The 24,915-nt window shown below is 46.1% G+C and carries 24 protein-coding genes; 16 read left to right on the forward strand and 8 right to left on the reverse strand.

What is annotated here, in order from left to right; all coding sequences use genetic code 11:
* Window positions 1-10: 10 nt before the first annotated feature.
* Genes NF212_RS18870 through NF212_RS18885 form a run of 4 tightly spaced genes read right to left on the reverse strand, consistent with a single transcriptional unit; the run spans window position 11 to window position 3,435 of the window.
* Window positions 11-535 (reverse strand): winged helix DNA-binding protein, encoded by a 525-nt coding sequence (locus NF212_RS18870; protein WP_434362315.1) that lies wholly within the window; start codon window positions 533-535, stop codon window positions 11-13.
* 21 nt (window positions 536-556) lie between these two features.
* A complete protein-coding gene (locus tag NF212_RS18875; RefSeq protein WP_434362316.1) occupies window positions 557-1,861 on the reverse strand; it encodes a TRAP transporter large permease in 1,305 nt (434 codons plus the stop codon).
* A complete protein-coding gene (locus NF212_RS18880; protein WP_434362317.1) occupies window positions 1,854-2,420 on the reverse strand; it encodes a TRAP transporter small permease in 567 nt (188 codons plus the stop codon). Before NF212_RS18880 ends, NF212_RS18875 begins: the two co-directional genes overlap by 8 nt.
* Window positions 2,421-2,460: 40 nt before the next feature.
* Window positions 2,461-3,435: a TRAP transporter substrate-binding protein gene (locus tag NF212_RS18885; protein WP_434362318.1), complete on the reverse strand. Its 975-nt coding sequence runs from the start codon at window positions 3,433-3,435 to the stop codon at window positions 2,461-2,463.
* A 263-nt stretch (window positions 3,436-3,698) separates the two neighbouring features.
* Between NF212_RS18885 and NF212_RS18890 the strand changes: the two genes are divergently transcribed.
* The 6 genes from NF212_RS18890 (at window position 3,699) to NF212_RS18915 (ending at window position 8,059) form a co-directional block, all read left to right on the forward strand.
* Window positions 3,699-4,430, forward strand: coding sequence for a 5-oxoprolinase subunit PxpA (locus tag NF212_RS18890; protein ID WP_434362319.1), 732 nt, complete (start codon window positions 3,699-3,701; stop codon window positions 4,428-4,430).
* Window positions 4,427-5,128 carry a 5-oxoprolinase subunit PxpB gene (gene pxpB / locus NF212_RS18895; protein WP_434362320.1) on the forward strand — a complete coding sequence of 234 codons (702 nt, stop codon included), beginning with the start codon at window positions 4,427-4,429 and terminating at the stop codon, window positions 5,126-5,128. Before NF212_RS18890 ends, pxpB begins: the two co-directional genes overlap by 4 nt.
* Window positions 5,110-6,054, forward strand: coding sequence for a biotin-dependent carboxyltransferase family protein (locus tag NF212_RS18900; RefSeq protein ID WP_434362322.1), 945 nt, complete (start codon window positions 5,110-5,112; stop codon window positions 6,052-6,054). Before pxpB ends, NF212_RS18900 begins: the two co-directional genes overlap by 19 nt.
* A 113-nt stretch (window positions 6,055-6,167) precedes the next feature.
* Window positions 6,168-6,764: an SRPBCC family protein gene (locus tag NF212_RS18905; RefSeq protein WP_434362324.1), complete on the forward strand. Its 597-nt coding sequence runs from the start codon at window positions 6,168-6,170 to the stop codon at window positions 6,762-6,764.
* 185 nt (window positions 6,765-6,949) lie between these two features.
* Window positions 6,950-7,495 (forward strand): sugar O-acetyltransferase, encoded by a 546-nt coding sequence (locus NF212_RS18910; RefSeq protein WP_434362326.1) that lies wholly within the window; start codon window positions 6,950-6,952, stop codon window positions 7,493-7,495.
* A gap of 87 nt (window positions 7,496-7,582) precedes the next feature.
* Window positions 7,583-8,059, forward strand: coding sequence for an acyl-CoA thioesterase (locus NF212_RS18915; RefSeq protein WP_434362327.1), 477 nt, complete (start codon window positions 7,583-7,585; stop codon window positions 8,057-8,059).
* Window positions 8,060-8,111: 52 nt separating this feature from the next.
* Here the strand turns inward: NF212_RS18915 and NF212_RS18920 are convergent, their stop codons facing one another.
* Entirely contained in the window at window positions 8,112-9,017 is a 906-nt protein-coding gene (locus NF212_RS18920; RefSeq protein ID WP_434362328.1) for a bifunctional helix-turn-helix transcriptional regulator/GNAT family N-acetyltransferase, read from the reverse strand.
* A gap of 179 nt (window positions 9,018-9,196) precedes the next feature.
* Between NF212_RS18920 and NF212_RS18925 the strand changes: the two genes are divergently transcribed.
* Window positions 9,197-11,884 (forward strand): ATP-binding protein, encoded by a 2,688-nt coding sequence (locus NF212_RS18925; RefSeq protein WP_434362329.1) that lies wholly within the window; start codon window positions 9,197-9,199, stop codon window positions 11,882-11,884.
* Between the two features lie 128 nt (window positions 11,885-12,012).
* Here NF212_RS18925 and NF212_RS18930 read toward each other — a convergent pair whose 3' ends face one another.
* Window positions 12,013-12,777, reverse strand: coding sequence for a DUF2076 domain-containing protein (locus tag NF212_RS18930; RefSeq protein WP_434362330.1), 765 nt, complete (start codon window positions 12,775-12,777; stop codon window positions 12,013-12,015).
* A 125-nt stretch (window positions 12,778-12,902) separates the two neighbouring features.
* Window positions 12,903-13,184 (reverse strand): hypothetical protein, encoded by a 282-nt coding sequence (locus NF212_RS18935; RefSeq protein WP_434362331.1) that lies wholly within the window; start codon window positions 13,182-13,184, stop codon window positions 12,903-12,905.
* A gap of 84 nt (window positions 13,185-13,268) precedes the next feature.
* Here NF212_RS18935 and NF212_RS18940 point away from each other — a divergent pair, with 84 nt between their 5' ends.
* The 4 genes from NF212_RS18940 (at window position 13,269) to NF212_RS18955 (ending at window position 15,282) form a co-directional block, all read left to right on the forward strand.
* Window positions 13,269-13,856 carry a GNAT family N-acetyltransferase gene (locus NF212_RS18940; protein ID WP_434362332.1) on the forward strand — a complete coding sequence of 196 codons (588 nt, stop codon included), beginning with the start codon at window positions 13,269-13,271 and terminating at the stop codon, window positions 13,854-13,856.
* 71 nt (window positions 13,857-13,927) lie between these two features.
* The gene (locus NF212_RS18945) at window positions 13,928-14,266 is read left to right on the forward strand and encodes an ArsR/SmtB family transcription factor (protein WP_434362334.1); all 339 of its coding nucleotides are present in this window, start codon (window positions 13,928-13,930) and stop codon (window positions 14,264-14,266) included.
* On the forward strand, window positions 14,266-14,733 hold the full coding sequence (locus tag NF212_RS18950; protein WP_434362335.1) for an SRPBCC family protein: 468 nt from the start codon (window positions 14,266-14,268) through the stop codon (window positions 14,731-14,733). Before NF212_RS18945 ends, NF212_RS18950 begins: the two co-directional genes overlap by 1 nt.
* Before the next feature lie 114 nt (window positions 14,734-14,847).
* Window positions 14,848-15,282 carry an SRPBCC family protein gene (locus NF212_RS18955; protein ID WP_434362336.1) on the forward strand — a complete coding sequence of 145 codons (435 nt, stop codon included), beginning with the start codon at window positions 14,848-14,850 and terminating at the stop codon, window positions 15,280-15,282.
* A gap of 115 nt (window positions 15,283-15,397) precedes the next feature.
* On the opposite strand, the gene NF212_RS18960 is transcribed toward NF212_RS18955, so the two are convergent.
* Window positions 15,398-17,995 (reverse strand): alpha-L-fucosidase, encoded by a 2,598-nt coding sequence (locus NF212_RS18960; RefSeq protein WP_434362337.1) that lies wholly within the window; start codon window positions 17,993-17,995, stop codon window positions 15,398-15,400.
* A 393-nt stretch (window positions 17,996-18,388) separates the two neighbouring features.
* Between NF212_RS18960 and NF212_RS18965 the strand changes: the two genes are divergently transcribed.
* The 5 genes from NF212_RS18965 to NF212_RS18985 all read left to right on the forward strand — a co-directional run bounded on the left by NF212_RS18965 (window position 18,389) and on the right by NF212_RS18985 (window position 24,899).
* Complete coding sequence (locus NF212_RS18965) at window positions 18,389-19,453, forward strand: ABC transporter ATP-binding protein (protein ID WP_434362338.1); 1,065 nt, start codon at window positions 18,389-18,391, stop codon at window positions 19,451-19,453.
* Between the two features lie 27 nt (window positions 19,454-19,480).
* On the forward strand, window positions 19,481-20,764 hold the full coding sequence (locus NF212_RS18970) for an ABC transporter substrate-binding protein (protein WP_434362339.1): 1,284 nt from the start codon (window positions 19,481-19,483) through the stop codon (window positions 20,762-20,764).
* Between the two features lie 65 nt (window positions 20,765-20,829).
* A complete protein-coding gene (locus tag NF212_RS18975) occupies window positions 20,830-21,711 on the forward strand; it encodes a carbohydrate ABC transporter permease (RefSeq protein WP_434362341.1) in 882 nt (293 codons plus the stop codon).
* A 12-nt stretch (window positions 21,712-21,723) separates the two neighbouring features.
* Window positions 21,724-22,548: a carbohydrate ABC transporter permease gene (locus NF212_RS18980; protein ID WP_434362343.1), complete on the forward strand. Its 825-nt coding sequence runs from the start codon at window positions 21,724-21,726 to the stop codon at window positions 22,546-22,548.
* On the forward strand, window positions 22,548-24,899 hold the full coding sequence (locus NF212_RS18985) for a glycosyl hydrolase family 95 catalytic domain-containing protein (RefSeq protein ID WP_434362344.1): 2,352 nt from the start codon (window positions 22,548-22,550) through the stop codon (window positions 24,897-24,899). Before NF212_RS18980 ends, NF212_RS18985 begins: the two co-directional genes overlap by 1 nt.
* Window positions 24,900-24,915: the final 16 nt, after the last annotated feature.

The raw sequence follows: 24,915 nt of genomic DNA on the forward strand, positions 1-24,915 counted from the left end.
TTTTTTCTGCTTACAAAGACCGTGCTGCCCTTGATGCCTGATCATAAAAACCGGAAAGCGTTCGCATTAGCGTTGCCATTTCACCCAGTTGATCGTGCATGTTCATTTTTGACAACACTTCAACAAGGCATTGCTCCCGGATATCCCGGTAGTTTTTGCAAAATTCCCTGCCTTCATCAGTCACCTGGTAATAGGTATCTTTTCCCTGTCTGGTACCCTCCACCAAATTACGCTTAACCAGCTTTCTCACTGAATAAGACACATTGTGAAGGTCTTCGATATTCAGCATAAAAGCCACATCGGCAATACGTTTTGCTCTGTCCCTGTGATGGATATTGTGTACCACAAGAATATCCAGCGAACTGAGTTCAGGAATACCTGACGTCGCACTGCAAGATTGCATCCAACGCTGAAAGGCGTTGTTTACCATGGTAAGGGCATACTCGAATTCACTGAGTGTCATCGCGTTTTCACTGGCAAGGTGAGCCGATGACACAATGGGCAAATGCGAGGCGGAATTTTCTTTATTGTCCATCTTTATATCTTTCCCAAATTCTCATCCGGCGGTCATGGTAGTTGGCAGCCAGGTAACAATTCCCGGCCAGACGGTCACTAACAGTACCGCAAACATCAGCAGGAAGAAAAACGGCAATGCCGCTTTGGCAATAAACAGAATATCTCGCCCGGTAAGACTTTGAATGACGAAAAGATTAAAGCCCACCGGGGGGGTGATTTGTGACATTTCCACTACCAACACGATGTAAATGCCGAACCAAAGTGGGTCAATGCCTGCCTGCGTAACCATAGGGAGGACAACTGATGTGGTTAGCACAACAACCGAAATACCGTCTAAAAAGCACCCCAGAATAACGAATAGGAAGGTAAGGAAAAAAAGCAGCATATAGGGTGAAAGCTGTAAGGCTGCAATTTCCTCGGCCAGCATCCGGGGTAAGCCAATAAAACCCATGGCTACCGTCAAAAACGCAGCACCAGCCAGAATCAAAATGATCATGCAGGATGTTTTGACTGCACCCATCAGACTTTCACTGAAGCTCAACCAATTCAAAGACCCACTGGCAAACGCCAGCACAAGGGCACCCAACACACCAAATGCAGCAGCCTCTGTCGGCGTCGTCAAACCGCCATAAATTGAGCCCAAAACAAACAAAACCAGCATCCCGACCGGGATCAGACGTAACAGCGCCCTGAGTTTTTCATTCCAGGAATATTCAGGTCCTTGTTCCGGCATAGCTCCACGGTTCATCACCGACCACAGCATGGTGTAACCCATGAACAGCATCACCAGCATCAACCCTGGTATCGCGCCGGCAATAAACAGTCGGCCTATGGAGACTTCTGCAGCAACACCGTAAACAATAAGTATGATCGAAGGAGGAATTAGCAGTCCCAGCGTCCCAGAGCCGGCCAACGTGGCAATAGACATCCTGTCGTTATAGCCCTGTTTTTTCAGTTCTGGCAGTGTCATTCGGCCAATGGTCGCAGCAGTCGCGGCAGAAGATCCCGACACCGCAGCAAACATTCCGCAGCTCAGAATATTCACATGAAGCAACCTTCCGGGTACCCGACCCAACCATGGCGTCAGCCCCTCAAACAGGTCTTTTGAAAGACGGGTTCTGAACAGAATTTCACCCATCCAGATAAATAACGGAAGGGCAGCAAGCGACCAATCTGAAACCGCCCCCCAGGTTGACGTTGCGTAAATCAGCCCAAACGCATCATTGCCGAGTAACACCATCCCAGCGATGGCAACAATCACCAGAGACAGTGCTACCCACAGGCCGCTGGCAAGTACCGCAAAAAGCATTACGAGGAGAACGACACCAATCAGCATCTCATTCATGCGTTGTCCCCCGGCTATTGGGAACTACATTATCAAGTTCAATTTTCTGGCTTTCTGCAAGTGACTCTTCTTCCGATTTAGGAATCCGTGTGCCATAGAGAAAATGACATAAGGTTTGATCAATAACAGCAATGGCGAAAACAACCATTCCGACCGCCATGGGCAGTTGCACAAACCAAAGCGGCATCGGGACATAACCAGACGTTACTTCCTCAAAATCCCAGGACTCCCAGACCATAAACCCGAGCTGATAGGCCAGATAAACCACCAAAACGGAAGCGACAAGGAGTACCCCACGCTCGACCTTTATCACCGACGTTTCAGCCAAGCGTGATGTAAACAAACTAACCCGGATATGCCCGCCTTGCCGGAAGGTATAGGCCAGCGCCAGAAAACTCGCAGCAGCCAGCAGGTACCCGGCAAAATCATCGCTTGATGGAACCACAATTCCCAGCCAGCGCCCGATTACCCGGGCCAGAATAATCAGGCAAATGCTGACAATACAGATTCCCGACAGAATGCCGGCACCACGATACAACCCTTCCAACAAAGCGCGCATAGGGATGCTCCTTTACTTCTTAATACTGATAGACGTACGGTTACCGGTTTTTGTAGGCATCAATAATTTCCATGCCTTCAGAACCCGCTTCTTCCGCCCACTCCCCAGCCATCACAGAACCGACTTCTATTAGTGAGTTCATTAGTGCTGCACTTGGCTTGGCAACATTCATCCCGTTATCCGCCAACGCCTGTGTTTTAGTGACAGTTTCACTTTCTGCCATCTCCCAACCACGCGCTTCTGCATCGGCTGCGGCTTTCAAAAGCGCATCCTGAACATCTTTATCCAGTCGCTTGAATGCGCGTTTGTTAACAACAACCATGTTTTTAGGGATCCATGCCTGTACATCGGTATAGTGCTTCACATAATCCCAAGACTGGCTGCTCACGCCAGTTGTAGGTGAGGTGATCATCATATCGATGATGCCAGTTGAAAAAGCCTGAGGGATTTCCACCGTTTGAACAGTCGTTGGAGCCGCATCTAACAAGACAGCCAGACGGGACAGCGTTGAACTGTATGCGCGCATTTTGGCTCCCTTGATGTCGTCCACGCTGTTAACAGGTGCCTTGCTGTAAATCCCTTGAGGAGGCCAAGGCACGGTATACAGCAACATCATTCCTTCTTTGCTCAGCTTCTTTTCAAGGGTGGGTTTGGATGCAGCGTAAAGCTTTTTCGCCTGGTCAAAATCGGTGGCAAGAAATGGCAGGTTATCCAGCTTAAACACAGGGTCACTGTTCCCCAGAATCCCGATGAACATTTCCCCAATAGGAACCTGTTGAGTTCTGACTGCACGAGGAATTTCTTTGTGCTTAATAAGGGACGCGCCTGCGTGGACAACAATTTCCAATTCACCCTTGGTGGCGGTTTTTACATCCTCGGCAAACTGCCTGATGTTTTGAGTGTGGTGCGTTGCATCAACGTAAGGAGTCGCCATATCCCAGCGAGTTGCTGCGTATACGCTGGTGCTGGACAAGGCGATTAAGGCAACCACTGCCTTTTTCAGTAACGGTTTCATGATGTTCAATCCTTATTTCCTGGCAAAAAGGGGACACCTTTTGCCGACGTCCTGTGAATGGTTTTAATCGTGAAACATGTCGCAATTTTTCCCAGCCGATCGACTGGTTGTTTAAAACCTATACCGACAGAAACCTTTTGGCAACATTTTAAAAACATTTTGCACGCAATTTGTATTCGATATATCTTTAGATCAAATTTTGACCTCTCCTGCCTTCCAAATTTCGGCCAGGAGGAACAAGCAGTAGGACAAGGAACAAGTCGATGAAGTTGAACTGTGACATGGGAGAGAGCTTTGGTATCTGGACGATGGGGCTGGATGACCAAGTAATGCCATGGATTGACATGGCGAACATCGCCTGCGGTTTCCATGCATCAGACCCTGACGTCATGGCAGCTACAGTGAAAAAAGCAATCCAAAACAATGTCACGATCGGAGCCCATCCTGGGTATGAAGACAAAAAGGGGTTTGGTCGCCGTAGTGTTCCACACAGTCAAAGCGAAATTTCCCACTTGGTAGCGTATCAAGTCGGTGCGTTACAGGGAGTGTGCAGCCTGTACGGCGGTAAAGTGGAATATGTTAAACCCCATGGTGCACTTTATAACGACATGATGGCTGACAAAACGGTGTTCGAAGCAGTTGTTACCGGAGTGTCTTCCCTCTCGGGAAATCCGTCTCTGATGATCCTTGCGACTGCAGACAACAGCCAATACCAGGCCGTTGCCAGAGCAAAGGGAGTATCCATCCTGCTGGAAGCCTTTGCAGACCGCGCCTATACACATGAAGGTAAACTGTCCCCTCGTAGTCAACCAGGCTCGGTTTACCATGATTCAAAACAGATCATCGATCAGGTCACCACTCTGGCCAAACATGGATACGTAACAGCTCTCGATGGCAGCAAATTGGTGTTAAATGCCGATACTGTCTGTGTCCATGGTGACAACCCAGAATCCGTCGCAACCGTTAAAGCCTTATCAAAAGCACTTACTCCATGAACCCCAAAATTTCACAAGTTTCTGAAACTCATCTTATCGTCTATTTTGGTGAGAAAATTGATACCCAGCTGGCTGAGGAAATAGGCGCTGCCAGTGAACTGATTCGACGCCGTTTCGGGAATATGCTGCGGGAAGTGGTCCCTTCATATACATCAGTGTTAATAGAGTTTCATCCCCTGAAAACAGATGCGGCTTCATTGACCAAATCCCTTCGGGAAACCCTGGCTAACCGAGACGCAGAAATCACCTCTTCAGCAGGTAAATTGATTACCCTACCCGTTTACTATGCTCCTGAAACCGGCCCGGACTTGCCACTTTTGGCAAAATCCAAAGGCATGTCTGTCGATGATGTTATTAAAATCCATTCTTCAACTGTCTACACAGTTTGCGCCATTGGTTTTGCGCCGGGATTTGCCTTTCTCGCGCCCGTGGATGCGCGTATTGCCAGCCCTCGACACACTACACCAAGGGTCCAGATTCCCGCCGGCAGCGTTGGGATTGCCGATACACAAACTGCGGTTTACCCAACACAATCCCCCGGAGGCTGGCAGATTATTGGTAACAGCCCCGTCAGCCTGTTTGACCCTCTACGTGAGCCGATGATGCCCTTTCAGGCTGGAGACAAAATCTGTTTTAAACCCATCAACAAGGAGACTTTTTTGCGCGCTGGAGGACAACTGTGTTTGGACTGGAAGTAATCAACCCTGGCCTTTTCACCCTGATTCAGGACCCAGGGCGCTTTGGTGTCGGGCATCTCGGGCTTAGCAGTGGCGGCCCTGTGGATCTTCATGCATTTTGTTGGGCCAATAAATTACTTGGCAACAAAGCAGACGCCGCCTGCCTGGAAATAATGATGGGAAATGCTTCTTTTCGTGCCATGACAGACATCACAGTGGCACTGACCGGTGCAGATACACAACCCCGGATTGACGGCTATCCACAGCCCCACTGGAGAGCGTTCAATTTAAAGCAGGGACAGACGTTACAACTTGGCTTTGCACAATCCGGGTTGCGGGCTTACCTTGCCGTAGCCGGCGGCATTCAGGCACCAGATTTCCTTGGCAGTAAAGCCACTGTCGTCCGTAATGGGTTAGGCGGACTGCCCGTACTAGGTGAAAAGCTAGGCACCGGAAACAAAATTCAAGCAGGAGACAAAATCCCTGTACGGCACAAATGCAAAAAAACACACCTGTATTCGGTACCGAAAACGTATATCCCAGACTATCCAGATACCCTGTCTGTAGGGGTTATCCCTTCCTATCAATTTGACAGTTTTTCCAGTTCATCGGTTGAGCAGTTCTTCAATAGTGAGTATGAAATCACCCAGCAAAGTGACCGCATGGGAATAAGGTTATCCGGGCCCGCTATAAAATCGAAACTTAAGGGCATTATCTCTGAAGGCATTGCCCCTGGCTCTATTCAAATCCCGGCAGACGGCCAACCTATTGTGTTGATGAATGATCGCCAGACTCTTGGGGGATACCCTAAAATCGGATGCGTCACCCGATTGGCTCAGTCAAAATTGGCTCAGGCGAAACCAGGGACAACTGTCCGGTTTCAACAGGCAATTATGAAGGGTGAATCGATAAAATTGTCAGCGTTTTTGCGGTTTTTCAATTTATAATTAAGTCTTTCCAACCATGGCTGCAATTCATTTTTGCAGCCCTGCACTTCTGAATCTCACCGTTATCCCTTTAATCTATACCCTGTAAAAAGGAATTGAACAGGGACAGACCCATGCAAAATTACAGGCAACATATTCGAGTGAAGACTGTCAGGTTAAAACCTACACGGCAGATTATCTTTAATTTTTCTTTATGGCTTTTCTTTCTTACCTTTCTGTTCGCTGCCTCGGTCTATGCCCATGGGCCAACACGGCAGAAAGTATCAGAAAGCATTGAGATCAACGCACCTGCAGAAAAGGTCTGGGCGATCGTTGGGGCCTACGACAAACTTCACACTTGGTTGCCTCCTGTGACCAAGACAGAAGTTATTGAAGGGGAGCCTACTAAAACCGGGGCTCTTCGTGTTGTTACCGTAGGTGATAAATCCATTACCGAAAAGCTGAAAGCATACAAGCCCGAAAAAATGAGCCTGAAGTACCGTATCACCAAAGGTGATATTACCTTGCTTCCAGTGACGAACTACCAGTCCACTATCTCGGTAAAGTCTCTTGGTGAGGGTAAAAGTAAAGTCACATGGGCTGGAGCATTTTACCGAGGAGACCCAAACAATAACCCACCTGAAAACCTGAATGATAAGGCGGCCATATCAGCGGTGACTGGCTTATATAACGTGGGTTTGGAAAACCTCAAAAAGATTGCCGAGCAATAATCCGGTTTCAGTCAGATTTCACACCTGGCTGCACAAAAAATCCGCAAGGTGCAGTATAGCCTCAGCTATCTCCCAATACTGGAGATAGCTTTTTTGCATCTGCTCTCAGTACGTACAAGTCAAACTCTGCATACTTAGTAGCTATTTTACAACTCACATTAAAACCGATGACTGAAAAAGAAAAAATGATTTCGGGTCAGATCTACCAACCATGGGACGACGTTTTAACCCGGGATCGCGAAATGGCTAAGGATCTGTGTTTCCAGCTAAACCAGACACTCCCATCCGACCGTCAGACTCGCGCCAGTATTGTCAGCAATCTCCTGGATCTTGAAGGTACAGCCTGGATCGAATCACCGTTTAATTGCGATTACGGATATAACATCAAGGCAGGTAACGGATTTTATGCAAACCATGGCTGCACCATTCTGGATGCTGCCCCGGTTACTTTCGGCAGTGACTGCCTTTTGGCCCCCGGTGTGGTTATCTCAACGGCAACTCATCCGATAAACCCACAAAAACGTGCGGCAGGAGAGGAATACGCGCTGGCTATAACAGTCGGAGACAATGTCTGGTTCGGCGCAAATGTCACTGTCTGCCCCGGCGTCACTATTGGCGATAATGTTGTGATAGGTGCCGGCAGCGTCGTAGTAAGAGACTTGCCTTCAAATACTGTTTGCGTAGGCTCTCCGGCAAAACCGATCAGAAGTATCGACGAAGAACATCCTTAAAACTTAGGTCTGCTGCTAAACATGTAACTTATCAGCGCGCTCGTATATGCTTAAAAAGCAAACACAACAAATAGAAGTGAGACAAGGATGCAACGTGAAGTAACCCTGCGCTTTTTAGCTGAGCCCGGCGACGTGAATTTTGGGGGCAAAGTACACGGCGGAGCCGTCATGAAATGGATTGACCTGGCAGCATATGCCTGTGCTGCAGGCTGGAGCGGGAAGTATTGTATAACTGCCTATGCCGGTGGTATCCGCTTCGTGAAACCGATTCACGTTGGCAACCTGGTAGAAGTCAGCGCCAAAGTGATTTACACCGGCCGCTCTTCCATGCATATCGCTATTGATGTCCAGGCATCTGAGCCGACAAAATTGGAACGTCGCTTAACCACGCACTGTATCGTTATCATGGTTGCCGTGGATGAGCATGGTAAACCCACGGATGTGCCTGAATGGGTACCGCAGACCGAAGAAGACATTCACCTTCGCGAATCCGCTGTCAAATTAATGGAGATGCGCAAGCAAATCGGCGAAGAAATGGAAGCCCACGTGAAAGGCTTCAAATAACATATCCAAGGTCATTTACCAAACGGCAAGATTATTGCCGTTTGGGGCAATACTAAAACCATTTAATCATGCATACCTCACAGGCATCGTGGCCTGTATCACCCATCGAATTGCTAAGTCGCTCAAAACCCAAGCTCTCATACAGAGCAATAGCTTCTGTCAGGTTTGCCGTCGTTTCCAGATAACAACCCCGGTAACCCTTCAACCGTGCAAAGGCAAGAGCCTTTACAGCAAGCTTTCTGGCAAATCCCCTTCCCCTTAACTCTGGTAAGAAATACATTTTCTGCAACTCAGCCAGTTCCTCTTCCCCCTTTAGCGGAGCAATTCCACCGCCGCCCAGTACGCGATATTCACGCTCAATCACCCAGTATTCACAATTGTCCGGAGCATAGACTTCGCTCAACCTGTCAAGGAACGGATCCGTAACCCCGTACCCACATTCACCCGTTAAACCATACTCAGCAGAGACTCGGCGAATTACTGCGGCAACAGAGGCATTATCAAGGGCCGTCAGTTCACGGAAAGTGTAGCCGGATTGCCTGGGAACAACCTGCATCGCCCGAATATAACGCCTAAGGCTGCTTTCCAGCGCAGCCTGTTCATCAGCTTCAAGCTGTTCCATAAATGCCTGAACCTGACCATTGAGCTGGCAGTGCAGTACTTTCAATTTTTCCCTGCCGGCATCCGTCAGCCGGAAAACCATGCTCCTGCCATCCGTCGGATGAGGTACAGATTCCACAACTCCCTGATTTAGCAAAGTGGCCAGTGTCCTACTGGCGTTGGATTTATCGACATTAAGGCGTAAGGACATTTCGCTGACCGTCATGGGTTCAGGTTCCAGTTCAATCATGGTATGTGCCTGAACCGGTGTCAGTAACATATCCCCGCAATAGTTATCCAGCAGTCCCAGTTGCCTCACTAATAGCCGGGAAAGTTCACGAAGGTTTTCGGGTGTCATATCACTCTCCACATGTTGCGATACACAACTGATATTTGTTGCGATTCGCAACATTGTCAATACCAAAAGTGCGGAGTGTGAGGACAATTAGGTTACATGCGAGTCGGTTGGCTAATAAACGTAACACTTGGACTATAGTTAAACATGTGCATATCCCCTTATATTCTGGGAGCTATTGAATGTCATTCCGGTTAAAAACCATATTAGGTGTTGCGATTATTGAGCTGGTAGTTCTCGCGATCCTGATTTTATCCGGGCTCAACTGGCTTCAGGACTCAAACAACACACGCCTGGCTGAGGGCAGCCAACGCCTGGCCAAGGCTTTCGCCAATGCCGCCCGTGATGAAGTGATATCAACTGACCTTGCCAACCTGCAATCTTTTGTTGACGAAGCTATCTCAAGCAACGATATCGACTATCTCCGTTTTGTAGACAATACCAATATGACCCTGGCAGAGGGCGGAGACCGCAACAGTGCCGGGCAGACAATCAACTATGACGAGGAGCCGTCGGAAAGTTCAGATGGTGTATATGACACTTATGCCCACGTAGTGCTCGATGGAATTAACTTTGGGCGAGTTGAACTGGGTATCAATGTCAGCCGCTTGGGAACATTGATGGAAGAAGCCAGACGCTACAGCTACTCGGTTGCAGCTGTTGAAGTGGTATTGGTTGCGCTCTTTTCCCTTTTACTTGGCAATTACTTAACCAACCGCCTTTACCAGCTGCAAAATGCTGCATCCCAAATAAAAAAGCATGGCCCCGGAACCACTGTAGACATATCAGGCTCCGATGAGCTTGCTGAAGTATCTTCAGAATTTAACCGCATGTCGACGTCTCTTGCCGAGTCGTACCAGTCTATTATCGAAGAAAAACAGCGCTACCTCAGTCTGTCACTGCAACACACCCAACTTGTACAGCTGGTTGAGCAAACTCAGGAAGCCTTTCTTATCGCAGACTGTAATGACAGGATTTTGTGGGCTAACCAGGCTTTGGCAACGCTGACAGGCTACGCTTTATCAGCAGTAAAAGACAATACGCCGGGCTCGGTACTATTATCCCCAGACACAAGCAGTGAAAACCTGGAAGCACTTCACTTCAACAGTGATGCACCAGAAGCCCGCACCCTTACACTTACCTGTGCCAAACGGATGGGGCAGAGGTATGAGGCTGAAATCAACATCTTCCCCATTACTGATTCCTTGGGAAATATCGACAGGTATGCCTACATCATCCGCGATATTTCAGAGAGCCAACGTATTCAGAATGAGCTGCGCGTTTCTGCCGAAAATGCGCTGGCAGCCACGCATGCAAAATCTCGCTTTCTTGCCAATATGTCCCATGAAATCCGAACGCCAATGAACACCATTGTCGGTATGGCAGACTTGCTGAATGAAACGGAACTGACTCAGCAGCAGCGTCACTACATAAACCTGTTGTCCCACTCCAGCCAGGATCTCCTGTTTCTAATCAATGAAATTCTAGACCTCTCCAAAATCGAAGCTGGGAAACTGTTGCTGGACAAAAAAGCGTTTAACCTCCGGGAACTGGCAGACGACTGTCTGTCTATGGCAGCAGTCAACGCAGGGGCAAAAGGTCTAAACGTTATCAGCGATATCGACCCTGCAATGCCCTATAACGTGAAAAGTGATCCTGTCCGGCTGGGACAAATTATCAATAACCTGCTGAGTAATGCCGTCAAGTTTACCGACTCAGGCTCCATCACATTAAAGATTTCAGAAAGTCAGAAACACCCACACACCAGGAGTAAAAAGAAAACCCGTTACCTCATCAGTATTACAGACACAGGAATTGGTATCCCTGCGGATAAAATCTCAATTATCGGTAACAGCTTTGAACAGGTTGATAATTCTAACACTCGGCGCTACCAGGGGACCGGACTGGGTCTCGCGATAACCAAAAACCTTGTAAATATTTTTGGCAGTGAGTTAAAAATTGAATCGGAGCCCGACAAAGGAAGCCGCTTTTTTTTCGAATTGGTTCTGGACAATGTCAATCAGGTTCCAATGGATCCTAGTTTCTTTGACGGCGTGGAAGTTTGGCTTGAGTGTCTCGCTGCGGAGTATCCTCCTGCGCTGGTAGAGCAACTTCATTTTTGGGGAGCGGCAGTGAACCCACCTACCCCACTGATCCCTGAAACTTTTTCTACCCAAGTAGAAAAGGCCAAACGGGTGAAAATAGTGATTGTTGACGAACAATCTTCATTGCCGAAAGAACAACATTTACCCACGCTTTGCCTTTATTCCAAAGTTACCAATTTGCCGGCAGACGATAATGAAGGTGCAATCCGGCATGTTTCAATGCCAGTAAAATACCAGGAGCTAAAAAGGGCGCTGGCTGATCTCGCAGAGAAAAGCTTCAATGGCGAGGACATTGAAACCGCCAAGCAGTGGTCCCAACCGCCTGATTTAAAAGGCAAGACCCTATTGATAGTCGATGATATTCAGTCAAACCGTATTCTGGCAAAAGCCCTTCTGGTTAAAACCGGGGCAAGATTGTTCTTTGCCAATAATGGAAATGAAGCATTTGAGCTATACCGCAAGCACCGCCCTGAAATGATACTGTCTGATGTATCCATGCCGATAATGGACGGTTATGAAATGACTCAACTCATACGGGACCATGAATCTTGTATGAGGCTTCAGGCCTGCATCATTGTCGGATTGTCAGCCCACGCCGCCGTTGACGATTATGAACTGGCGCATGATGCAGGAATGAATGCCTACCTTACCAAGCCACTTCGAAAAGAAGAGCTTTACAGAATGCTCCATCATTTTGAAACGCCGATGGCTGAATTCAGCCGAGAACCATCCAATAAAGACGTCCATGACAGCTTTGTGAAATAATCCCGCTAAAACAGCACCTTGACTGATAGACAGTCAAATATTGCAGTAACCTGCTTCTTAAGATGATCTTGGTACAATGTACAAAAACGCCGGGAAGATCCCGGCGATTATGTTTTATGTTGGCCGTATTAAAAGGTATCGTCGTCAAAACCGCCGAAGTCATCCCCACCGAAGCCACTGTCACCAAATGAGCTGTCATCTCCGCCAAAGCGGTTTGGATCATCATCAAAGCCTGTATTAGCAAACCCGGAGTCATCGCTGAAACCGCTGTCGCCAAACCCATTGTTATCATCAAATCCGGTTCCCTGATTCCAGCCACCGGTATAATCCTGGGTGTAGGAATCGGTGCCTTGCAGGAAACTGCTGTCTGAACTTCCAGCATCAGCAGTGGCTGCATCAGAACCATTATCCTGTTGAGCGTCAGTCTGGCCGTCTGGCTGCTCTTCAATGATGGTGTTATTGGTAATGTCTTCAACAACAGGCTGCTCATGTTCACCGCCAAAGAACAGGTGGCTCAATGCACTGCCGGCAACCATACCCGCAGCGACACCAGCAGCTGTTTGCATGAAGCCGCCGAAAGCACTTGGTCGATAAGCTGGCTGTGGCGGCTGTGGTGGCTGGCGGTCACCACCAAACATACGGCTGAAACTGCCGCGTTGGGACTCCTGTTTATAATATTCCGCATTACGCTGCAGGTAGTCGTTGCGGTCTTTCATATCTTTAAGCGCCACTTCCTGCGCCAGTGCCAGTTGAGTCAGTCGGTAAACTATATCCGGCTGTGAGGCGATTCGGTCTGTGATGAGTTTCTCGGCTTCGGGGTCTTTTGCCTTTCCCTGGTTGGCACCCAATTTGTCTGCCAGTTTCTGAATCAGTTCCTGTTCTTGTGGTGTCATATTTGCCCCCAGCCCTTTAGTTTGTTGGGTTCTCACTGTTTAAAAGGAAAATACGCCACTTTACTCATCGGGAAATGGCTTCAATCTTAGTTTCCAAAATTAACAGCCCTTGGCGCAGAATGGTTTCAGCTATCCAATATTCCATTACGTACCAGACCCCGGCGAACATTTTTACATAACTTTCCAAACAACCTGATTTCATCAAACTTGGGAATAATCCCACGTTCGATGGCACTTTCCCAGTAACACACTTCAGTATCCACCAGCTCCATCAGCTTTTTCGGACAGCCGATACAGTTGTTATCAGGCCCGCAATAAAACGTATCGGATTCATAAAGCGGCAATTCATCTTTCACCTGCCCGATGAGCTGAAGCATGGCACTTTTCAAATCAGGTTTTTTGCTCATTTGTGGCACATCAATTAACGTAACGAATAGGGGATGCGCTTTATACCCCTGTTTCCGTCCAACCTCAACTGACAAGGATGTAACATGCCAGACCAAGATCACTTTGTGCTGTGGACTCCCAACTTAATACTCAGGAACTTTCTCCCCAGTGACCTGAGTGATTACCTGGCGATGAACAGGGATGCCAAATACCAGCGTTTCTACAGCGAAGAAGATTGCTCTGACGAAAAAGCTGCTTCCCTTGTCGATCTGTTTATCCAGCAGGCTCAACAGAACCCGCGCACTGCTTACCAGCTGGCAATCACAGAAAAAACTTCCCACCGATTTGTGGGTACCTGTGGTATCAGGCGTGAAGGAAACAATGCCTCAATGGGCTGTGGGCTTGTTCGCGGTTTTCATGGCACGGGTTACGCTAAAGAAGCTTCACATGCACTGATGGCATTTGGTTTTGAAACCCTCGGTGTCAGCAGGGTTTATGCTGAAACCATAGGAGAGAACCGTTCAGCCATTGCCCTTTGCCGCCAACTGGGTCTGGTGGAAGAAGCACGAATTAAGGACGCTCGATATTTTAAGCACCAATGGTGGGATAGCGTACGACTGTCAATTGACGCCCAAACATGGCGGAAAAACGTGGCAATAAGAGAACGTGCCAACATGCCAAACCAGCCTTGAACCTCTCCATTCCTTTTACGTCTCATCAGTGATACAGACAGTAGTTGGCACCCTAATCTAAAGTTCACCTTATGGTTAACAATGAAAAACAAAATCTGGACCGGATCTTTTCCGCGCTGTCTGACCCGACACGGCGTGCAATGGTTCATCGCCTAATGCAGGGTCAGGCCACCGTCCGGGAGCTATCGGTACCTTTTAATATCAGCAAGCCGGCAATCACCAAGCACCTGAAAGTACTGGAACGAGCTGGCTTAATGGAACGGACAGTTGTCGGTCGCGAGCACTGGTGCACTTTGAATGCTGAACCACTCAGTGAGGTTTCCCGCTGGCTGGCATTTTATAAGTCGTATTGGAACCAGCGCCTGGATGAATTGGATTCGTTTATTACAACGGACAGTAAGGAACGGTAATGGATGCCACATCAACCCAAAACGGATATGCAGTTCTCAATCTTGAAAGACGATACCAGGCATCTGTCAGCCGTGTTTTTGAGGCATGGTGTCAGGACACCCTTATGCAAAAATGGTTTGGTGCAGCAAGTTATCCCGTTACGTCGATTACCCTGGATGTCAGGCCCGGTGGCCGGTATGAAATTGTCCAGGAAGGCCCGGATGGCACACCAATACGCCATTTTGGTACCTATATCGACGTGGAAAAAAACCGGCGTCTTGCCTTTACCTGGGTTTTGGCTAGCCAAAGCTGCCAAGGATGTGCCGGACACGAAGCGACCACACTGGTGACCATTGAATTCACTGATGAAGGCACAAGTACCCTGCTTCGGTTGACCCATGAAAAGCTGCCAAACCAACAAGCCTATGATGGACACAAGCACGGCTGGACTACCTGCCTTGCCTCTTTAGAAGCCACTCTGGCCTAAGCAACAGTTAACAAATTTGAATACAAGCACTTCGGTGCTTTTTCTTTACCCAAACAGTTAACCATATGGTTAACCATGAAAACTCAATTCACCGACAGACAAAGGAGAAACATCATGGCAGATATTCTTCACCGCGTAGTCATTGAAACTGATGCTGACAGCCTATACCGTGCACTGACCACCTCAGAGGGGCTTTCATCCTGGTGGACAAAATGCAAGACCGAACCCCAGGTAGGAAACAAAGCAACGTTCTACTTCGGGCAAAACTGCGACCATGTCGTTGATATGGAGATAACCGGGCTTACCCCCGGAAAGCAGGTAAAATGGAAGTGTTTAGAAGGACCATGGGCAGGTACAGAGGATTTCACCTTTGATATTGTGCCGGACGAACGTGGCGTGGCGCTGGAGTTTGCCAATCATGGTTGGCCGGAAGCCGACAAGTTCTTTATGCACTGCAATTGCAAATGGGGACTGTTCTTTGGCAACAGCCTGAAAAACTATCTTGAAACCGGTACAGGCCAGCCCCATCCAATGGATCCTAATATTTAGAAATAACAAAGGCGGAAATCAACTTCCGCCTTTGTTTCTCTCTATCTGCCAGTTGGCTTTAAAAATATCTTCTTTACCACAACATTGGTTCTAGATTTAAATAATCCCAAGATACTTAGCGAACAATATCAAAGGCATCGAGTTGCAACCAATTACCAGATGATTTTCTAAACTCAATGGTGTGCTGGCCTTCAGACAATGTTCCTGACTCAAAATAGACCTGTTGTGAATTATATGCAGACGAATTGGTATTCAGAGCACCTTGATATACGTTATCTAAATATATATCCGCAATAGCTTGGTCTGGGCCGAACGGGCCAATCATACGTATGCCTTTCCCGTAAAATGTCAGTTTTGCACTACCACCAACGTCACCGGTATACGAAACATCATCTTGATAATCACCCGCGCCTCTGTTCCCAGCAACTTGCCAACTACCAGCATATTCAATTGATGAATCGGTGTTGTTTATGCGAACAACTTTTTGACTTGAATCGATAAACTGAACCGCGTCAATCTGCAGATATTGTCCACTCTCCTTTTCTATCCGGATAGTATGGTTTCCAGCCGACAGGCCCTTCACCTCAAAGACTGAACGCTGTGGTAAATATACGCTGCCCGAGTTACTAGATGAGAAGACACCCTGACTTACATTATCAACAAAAACCTCAAAGTCAGCATAATCCGTATAAGTCGGCATAACAATTGAAACAGCCGTTCCATCAAATGAAAACTGTGCATAATCACCGGCTGTAGATGTGTACGTCACATCATTGTTGTAATCACCCCCAGGACGATTCTCAGATGTATTCCAGCTACCGAAATATTGAATGGATGCATTGTCATCATTCAATACTGTAACGTGGTTATACACCTCAAACTTATCCAGTTGCATATACGTACCACTGCGCTTGGTCAGAGTGATTGTATGAGATGAGTTATCCAGTCCTTCTATTGCATAGACATTAACAATTGGGTTGTAGCCACTGGAATATGCAGAAAATACGCCTTTAGACACTCCATCGAGGTACACTTCAAAATCGCCCTGCCCGCCACTTGTTGGCATAAACACCTTGATGCCAGAACCGTTGAAATTCAGGATAACCGAGTCACCATTATTTTGCGTCCAAGACACATCATCATTGAAGTCTCCGGCATTACGGTTTGTTGCAACATTCCAACTGCCGAGTTTGGTAATTTTCGGGTCCGTATCATTTAACTCGTCACAACTGAATCCGCACGGCGATCCTTCCTCAATACGTGTTTTAAGCCCTTGAAGAACGGCTAAAGATTCAGGAGAAACAGAGCCGTCTTCGTGCATCATCATGTTAAATGACACTGGTGAACGTCGGTCAATGTGATCCAGTACAGACGCATATGCAGAATCTACGGTGTATCTGCTTGAACCAATCACCTGATTTTCATGGTAAACACCCCATGTGTTTTCCATTGGATGCATACAGTGACCGTAAACTCCTTTGTCGCCGGTAGAAGTCAAGATTCCATTGCCACCGATAGGTGCACCCTCAACCTTACACTCTTCCCCGAAAGACACATCTTCGAAATCAGACACATGTGCAGCAACCCATGGGTTGTATGATATCAGTCGATTAGGGTTACCTGCTTTAGCTGCTGCTCCAAGTTGTTCAAACGGAGCCGGATAGTACACTACGCCTCCATCATCAAAGAACCAGCCATCCAGAAGTTCACCGTATCTTTCACCTACATCTCTAACAACTGACATCCAGTTATTGAAAAATGTATCGCGATTTCCAGTACCTGATGACCTATAGCTATCTGGCCAATTTTGCGCCTGCCACCATTGCGTTGAGTTATATCCTAAATGGCTATCCTGACCCGTATGGTAATAAAGGTAGAAATCAATTCCTTCGAAATCCAATGCAGTCGCAATCTCTCCAAACAAATCCCGATCAGTGGTGAGGTCGGAATGACCAACAATATTATCGACAGCTACAATCGGTGCAGACCACTTAAATTCCCACCACGTGGCAGACCAAATCACATAGTCAGCACCAGTGCTCTTAATCATATTTACGAATGATGAAACATCAAAATCTGCGGTTTGCTGTTCCATTGATTTTTTAGGACCCGATTGCGGGTATCCCCATGGACCATACTGAAGCATGACACCATATCTGTGTTCCGTAAATTCGGTACCATCAGACTTAAATGATTGAATGCGTATATCTCGAGCCTGTTTGTCACCTGCGCCTACTAATTCAAGAGATCTAATCTCTACACCACCGTGGTTGGATAAACGCGTAAGTTTTAGTGTGTTGTTCCCTGCGGGAATATAAAGAGAACCTACTTCTTCACGGCTCCAACCGTGAGAATTTGGTGTGAAGTCAAGACTGTCACCACCTACAACCTCAAGTTTGAAACTCTCTCCAGAGGCCGCAGTATTCAGATATTGAGTTACGACAAACTCCTCGCCTTGAGACAAACTGACATCCCACTCAAGGTATTCTCCCTGATCGAAACTGCTTAGCCACGCATGTTTTGGATTGCCAAAATCCACCAAATGAACAGTATCCGGCCTTTTAGCCGCCGCGGCCATAAGGTAGGACACTTCATCCATTCTGTTTGAATCATCTAATGACCAAGGAACCTGCCCTGATTGAGGTATTGTTGCGGCGTGTAAGCTCGCAGAAAACAACATTGCAGCGATACTACCTTGTACGCCATATTTCATATTATGCACTCCTGCATTATTTGTTGTAACATATCATTAACACTTGCAGGGTTAACTATAAATTGAAATCGTTTCATTTTACAAATGTTGTTTCATTCATAAAAGAATAAGGTTTCCCTCATATGTACACACAACTCTATCCAAATAATCCATGCAAGAGAAATTACTAAATATATATATTTTACATTCACTTAATAAGGTTTGGCCTATTTGAAAGAATGTATGAACTGACCAGAATCGATAACACATAACTGTTATCAAAAAAACTCACTATCTAGATATCGATCACTTTTTTGATAACGTTTTTTTTACATTAATGATGATCATATATACAATTCGATTTTGTATATGGAACGTACGCACTGTGGAAGTTAGGTATTTAAGGGAAGCCCAATGCATCTAGAACTGAAGGATATTGCCAAATCTTATGGGGGAGACAACTATGCCGTTAAGGACGTCTCACTAGTTATCAACGAGGGTGAATTCGTAGTATTACTCGGCCCATCTGGATGTGGAAAGTCGACACTTTTACGCATGATTGCTGGATTGGAAACGATTACCGCCGGAGATTTGGTGATTTCAGGCAAATCTGTGGTTAATACCCATCCCAAAGAACGCGATATTGCAATGGTCTTCCAAAACTACGCTTTGTATCCGCACATGACTGTTGCCCAAAACATCGGTTACCCCCTAAAACTGCGCAAAGAGAAGAAAGAAGAAATCAGCAAAAGAGTGTCTGACGTTGCTAATCTGCTGGAGTTGGGGCATCTACTTGAACGAAAACCAGGACAACTGTCTGGTGGTCAGCGACAACGTGTTGCGATGGGCCGGGCATTGGTTCGTAAACCCTCTGTTTTTCTCATGGATGAACCACTGTCTAATTTGGATGCAAAATTGCGAATGCAGATGCGAGTGGAAATTTCTGAGCTACAAAAAAGCCTGGGGATCACCACATTGTATGTTACACATGACCAAATTGAAGCCATGACAATGGCCGATAAAATCGTTGTATTGTTCAATGGAAATATCCAGCAAATAGGGAGCCCTTGGGATATTTACAGCAACCCAGAAAATTTATTCGTTGCCAGCTTTATGGGTTCTCCTCCAATGAATTTCATCGCAGGAGAAGAGTTAAATGGTGTTAGCTATTCAAATATTACCATAGGCATAAGACCTGAATCTGTAGAAATATCGGAAGATCTATTCAATACAGATATGACCGGTATTTGCTCCTCGGTTGAAGTACTTGGCTCTGAAACTCTGGTCCACGTTTCTGTCGATATATCAAAAATAAAAGTTGAAGGGAATATAGTCATAAATGGAGGAGAAGGTGCATCAATAACCTGCAAAATGTCCGGTAACCAATATCATCTTCAGGGGAAAAAAGTCGGTTTAAGAATACCCAAAACTTCACAGTATCTATTTGACACTGTATCTGGAAATAGATTGACAATATAACGTACGACGCAAAGGAAGGATGAAAAGATGAACAACGGAATGAAAGCATCAATATTGGCAACAGTGCTAATGAGCAATTTTGCCATTGCTAAAACAACTATTAATTTTTGGACTTGGGCACCGTCAGAATCAACACTCAATGCCGTTATTGAAAAATTCGAAGAAGAGAACCCAGATATTGATGTGAATCTTACGCTTTTGGAATCAACAGCCTATCAGGACAGATTACCACTTGCACTGGCCTCTGGTGACAGCATTGATGTTGCCGCTGTACAAACCAGCACGATGGTTAATGTTGTAAAAGATTTTCTTGAACCCTTAACTCCCCTTTATTCAAAGCATGCGAATTCAGAAATTGAAACGCAACTTAATAATTCAGCTTTATCACAGGCAAAAAGCCTTGCTGACAATGGCGTGCTTTATATTGCTCCTATGGGAATGCTAGGCTCTGTAGTGGCGTTCTATAACAAGGATCTGATGGATGAACTCGGTCTGTCTGTTCCTCAAAATCGTGAGGAACTTGCCTCTTTTGTGAAAACAATTGAGACCAAGAGACCTGATCTTTTGCCGATTTCATTTACAGGTGCAAATTGGTTCCTTGATGAAATAGCAAATACTATTTCTGAGCAAGTAAAACCAGGGCTATTTAATTTAATCCGCTATGACGAGGGCGGTAAGTGGCAAAGTGAAGAATACAGCAAAACATTTGACACGTTGGTATCACTGTATAATGACGGTATCTTCAGCAAAGATACCCTTGACATTGACTATGCCCGAGCAGTGGAACTCTTCCAAACTCAAAAATCGGTTATGTTTCTTCAGGGAAGCTGGGAGTCCGGTATTTTATCCGCACCATTCAGGGAAGCTAATGGAATTACATTAAACAATGTAACGGCTTCCGGTTTTCCTGTAGTCGTTGAGGGCGGAAAGAAGTCACTCAGATCGTTTATAGAAGTGGGTCTTTCTGTTCCACTAAATTCAGAGAATAAGAAAGAAGCGGTTAAGTTCATTGAATTTATTACTCATGGTGCCGGAGTAGATGTATGGAGTGAAAATCTCTTCATGGTGCCCACCAAAATCGGCTATGAGCTGCCAGAGGGTATTTTCTCCACCGAAGCAGCCCGAAAAGGCTACGAGGAAACAGCGTCTCTGCTCTCAAACCCCGGCAGCGACCGCAACAATGTATCAGATTTTTCCGCGAAAGTCGGTGATACCATCATATCATCTATCGTAAATGGAAAAGACACTCAATCGCAGGTTGAAATGCTACAAAGCGAGTGGGAAAGCGGTAGATATTCCAACGATTTCTAATCTACCGTTGGAGCGGCAGTACGTGCCGCTCCAAATTAGTCACAAATAACAAAATGAGTTTTATTATGCAGGCTCAAAAACGCACCATTTGGAAACCTTCACTGAAGGAGTTTCTCATATTCTTTGGCCCACTAGCTCTATTTTACTTGGTCTACTATGTATTCAGCGCCGGATTTCTTATTAAGACCGCGTTTCAGAAAATATCTATGGCTCTGGTAAATGGGAAATGGGTTGGGTTTAAGAATTTTGAACTCCTTCTAACTGACCCGAGTTTCATAACCGCACTGGAAAACAACTTTATTTTTGCTGCTGTCAGTATTATTGCAGGTCTGACAATTGGCTTTTTCATTGCAGTCACACTTTCTTCCGGTGTACGTGGGAAGTCACTTTATTACGGTATTTTCTTACTGCCAACATTAATGCCATTGGCATTAGTTGCCACTGTATTTCGTAATATGCTTGAGTCGAGATATGGCTCAGTAAATGAAACGCTGCGCAACATAGGTTTGGACGCACTTGCCCAAAGTTGGTTAATTGAACCTAATCTTGCGTTTGGTGTTGTTATAGTACTATTTGTTTATCTAATTGGTTTACCGGTTCTCTATTACACTGCCAATTTAAGTAACATCAACACATCACTGATAGAGGCCGCCGTCCTGGATGGTGCAAGTACACCAAGACTCTTTGCACAAATTTTGTTCCCTTTAATGAAGGGCACACACAAGACAATTATCATTTCGACACTATTGATGTCGTTTAGGGCCTTTGATGTGGTGTTCTTTTCTACCGGGGGAGGGCCTGCAGGTTCAACTGAAATAACCGGCACGTACGTATATAACTTCTCTACCTCAGGCACAAATTTGGGCTATGCATCAGCTGCCGCTCTGTTGGTTATGATTGTTTCACTAATCATTTCTGCTATTCAACTTCTGATTAGTCGAAAGTAATAGGATTTCCAAATGCAAAATCAAGATTTTTTATATAGAAGAAAATCGGAAAGAGCGCTGATGATTATATTCGTTACTTTCCTGGGTGTAATTTGGGCACTTCCAATTATTGCTGCAGTGAACAAAGCTCTCGTTTTTAATGGTTGGCAGAATTTTTATGATGTTATTTTCGGGGATATTGGTGGCATTCAACTCCACTCTACCTATATAAATTCATTTATTATCGCAGCTCAACATGCGTTTTTTGTGGTTGCTGTATCAAGTTTGGCTGGCTACGGATTTGCGTATTTTGATTTCAAGTACAAAGAACTGTTTTACTTCGTAGTGCTGATGTTTCTTGCTGTACCTGCAACATCTATTCTGGTGCCTCTCTTTTTTATTACCAAAGAGGTAGGTTTACGTGACACCTTACTGGGAGTATCACTGCCTGAAGCAGCTCTTACACTCCCATTCGGTGTGCTGCTAATGCGAAACTTTGCTGACGGAATTCCTCGCTCATTTGTTGAAGCTGCAGTTATCGATGGAGCCAGTCATACCCAAATTTTCTGGCAAGTGTTTATGCCAATAAGTAGACCTGCTGCCATCAACCTGGCCACTTTGTCCATGATGTGGTCAATGCAAGATTTTCTGTTTCCATCACTGTTTTTGACCGACCCAGACAAAACAACAGCAGCACAAGCAGTAATGCGTTTTAAGGAATACCTTGGAGCAACACCGGATGACATTGGCAGATATAACGCCAGCCTTGTACTTCTTGCCGTACCCGCACTCATCATTGTTGTATTTGGTTTGAGGTTTATCACTCAAGGCCTCACTAGTGGTGGGGTAAAAGAATAATGCTAAATCATCCGGTAATGTTAAATGGTACTGATTTTCTTTACTCCGATATTGAAGCAGAAAACTTCAACTGCGCTTATCCAATTGGGAATGGCACACTGGGTGCAATGGTTTACGGTGCCAACAAGAATGAAAAACTCTCTTTAAACCATGATTGTCTTTGGGCCGGTGGTACCGCACCGGAGCCGCGTAAGGGAGTTCCCGAAACCCTTACAAAAGTACGAGATTTAATTTCCGATGGTCTATATAGAGACGCCCAGAACCTCTGTGAGGAAAAAATGCTTACAGAGTTTAATCAACCGTATCTTCCAGCCGGCGATTTAACTATCGACTGGCATGATACGTTCAATACTAACAATGGCTATCAACGAGTGTTGAGCCTGGAGGAAGGTACAGCATTCGTAGACAATCGGATTTCCCGCAGAACCTACTTTGTTTCAAAGCCTCACAACGTTATATGTTTCAGTGTTCAAATGGCTGACGGCCATCGGGGCAACGCTACCTTTTCACTCAACTCGAAGCTTCGCCACAAGGTGAGCAACAACACTGCAAGTCTGGAGTTAGAAGGTGAAACCCCTGCTAACGTTGTTTGGAACGGTGTAGATGACAGGGCCCCTGACGGAGGCTTGGTGGAATACTCAGTCCCTGCTCCCAGAACGTTTGCAGTTGTTGCTGATTTCAGTCAACACGACGGTACGCTGCATCATGAGGATGGAAGACTCATTCTCTCTGATTTCAGCTATTGCACTGTACTGGTCGTAATTGGTGTCAGTGATTTAAACCCTTCCCCTTTGGATCACTGCCGGGACGTATTATCAAAACAACGTCAAACTACGGCTGCTGAATTGTTTACAGATCACTACTCTGATTTTTCGAGTTATTACAACCGTGTCAAATTTCAGTTGAGCGCAAATAACTCTGTTAAGCCGTTATTACCAACTGAACGGCGTATCATTGAAAGGCACAACAAAGGCTTCGATCTTGACCTTGACACGCTCCTTTTCAATATTGGTCGCTACTTACTTATCAGCAGTAGTAGGGCAGGAAGCCAGCCAGCAAATCTTCAGGGCATTTGGAATGAATCAGTAGCCCCCCCCTGGTGGTCGAATTACACCATTAACATCAACACCCAGATGAATTATTGGCCGGCGGAAGTCTGCAACCTATCTGAACTCCATGAACCGATGTTTCGGTTAATCAAAGAGCTCAGCATCGCAGGGAAGGAGACTGCCAGGAAAATGTACGGTACGCGCGGCTGGGTATCTCACCACCAAACAGATTATCGCCGCCAAACCACTCCGGTAGGCTTTTTAGACAACAAAATTATTGAAAACTGTTCTCAGTGGGCAATCTGGCCAATGAGTGGTCCGTGGCTTTGCCAACATCTGATCGAACACTACCGCTTTACAGGTGACATTGGCTTCCTTCGGGATTTTGCCTGGCCAATAATGAAAGGCGCAGCTGAATTCCTGCTCGATTGGTTAATAGAAGATAATTCGGGTCAGCTCACCACGGCGCCATCTACCTCACCCGAAAACACCTACAGGAACAGAGACGGTGAGATCAACGCGATTTGCTCTGGCAGTGAAATGGATCTTGCGATAATTCGGGAACATTTTTCATCGATGCTTGAGGCCGCAGAGGCGCTGGGCTGGCTAACTGACCCAGTCATAGAGGAAATTCGTGCTGCCATCCCGTTAATTCCTTCTACAAGAATTAACAAAGAGGGCAGAATCATGGAATGGAACGAAGATTGGGATGAAGGAGAACATCCTCACCGTCATATATCCCATCTGTTTGGCTTGTTTCCAGGTACCCAAGTTTCAGATTCACATTCCCCAGGCCTCGCTCTTGCTGCAAGAAAAGCATTAGACTTCAGAGGAACAGGAGGTACCGGATGGTCATTGGTTTGGAAAGCAATATGTTGGGCCCGGCTAAAAGAAGGGAACCATACCTATCTGCATATAAACAACTTATTTGCTCCTATAAGCCCCCAGGTTTTTGAAATGGCCAATGACGGAGGGGGGATTTACCCAAATATGTTGTTAGCCTGCCCACCATTAATGCTGGAAGCTAACTTTGGGTACTCCGCACTTGTTATCGAAATGCTGGTTCAAAGCCATGACGGTTTTATCGATCTTTTACCCAGCATTCCAGACGGATGGGCAAGCGGTTCAATAAGTGGCGTCAGATTACGAAGTCAAATTGAAATATCAATGGAATGGGAAAATGGCCAAGTACATATGCTGACATTGGTTTCTCAAATCAACCAAACTGCCCAATGTAATATTAATGGCCAAATGGTCGATATCCCCCTAAGTACTAATACACCTGTGACACATTATTTCTAAAAACTGAACAGTATTG

Source organism: Parasalinivibrio latis (assembly GCF_036825535.1).
GTDB lineage: Bacteria > Pseudomonadota > Gammaproteobacteria > Enterobacterales > Vibrionaceae > Parasalinivibrio > Parasalinivibrio latis.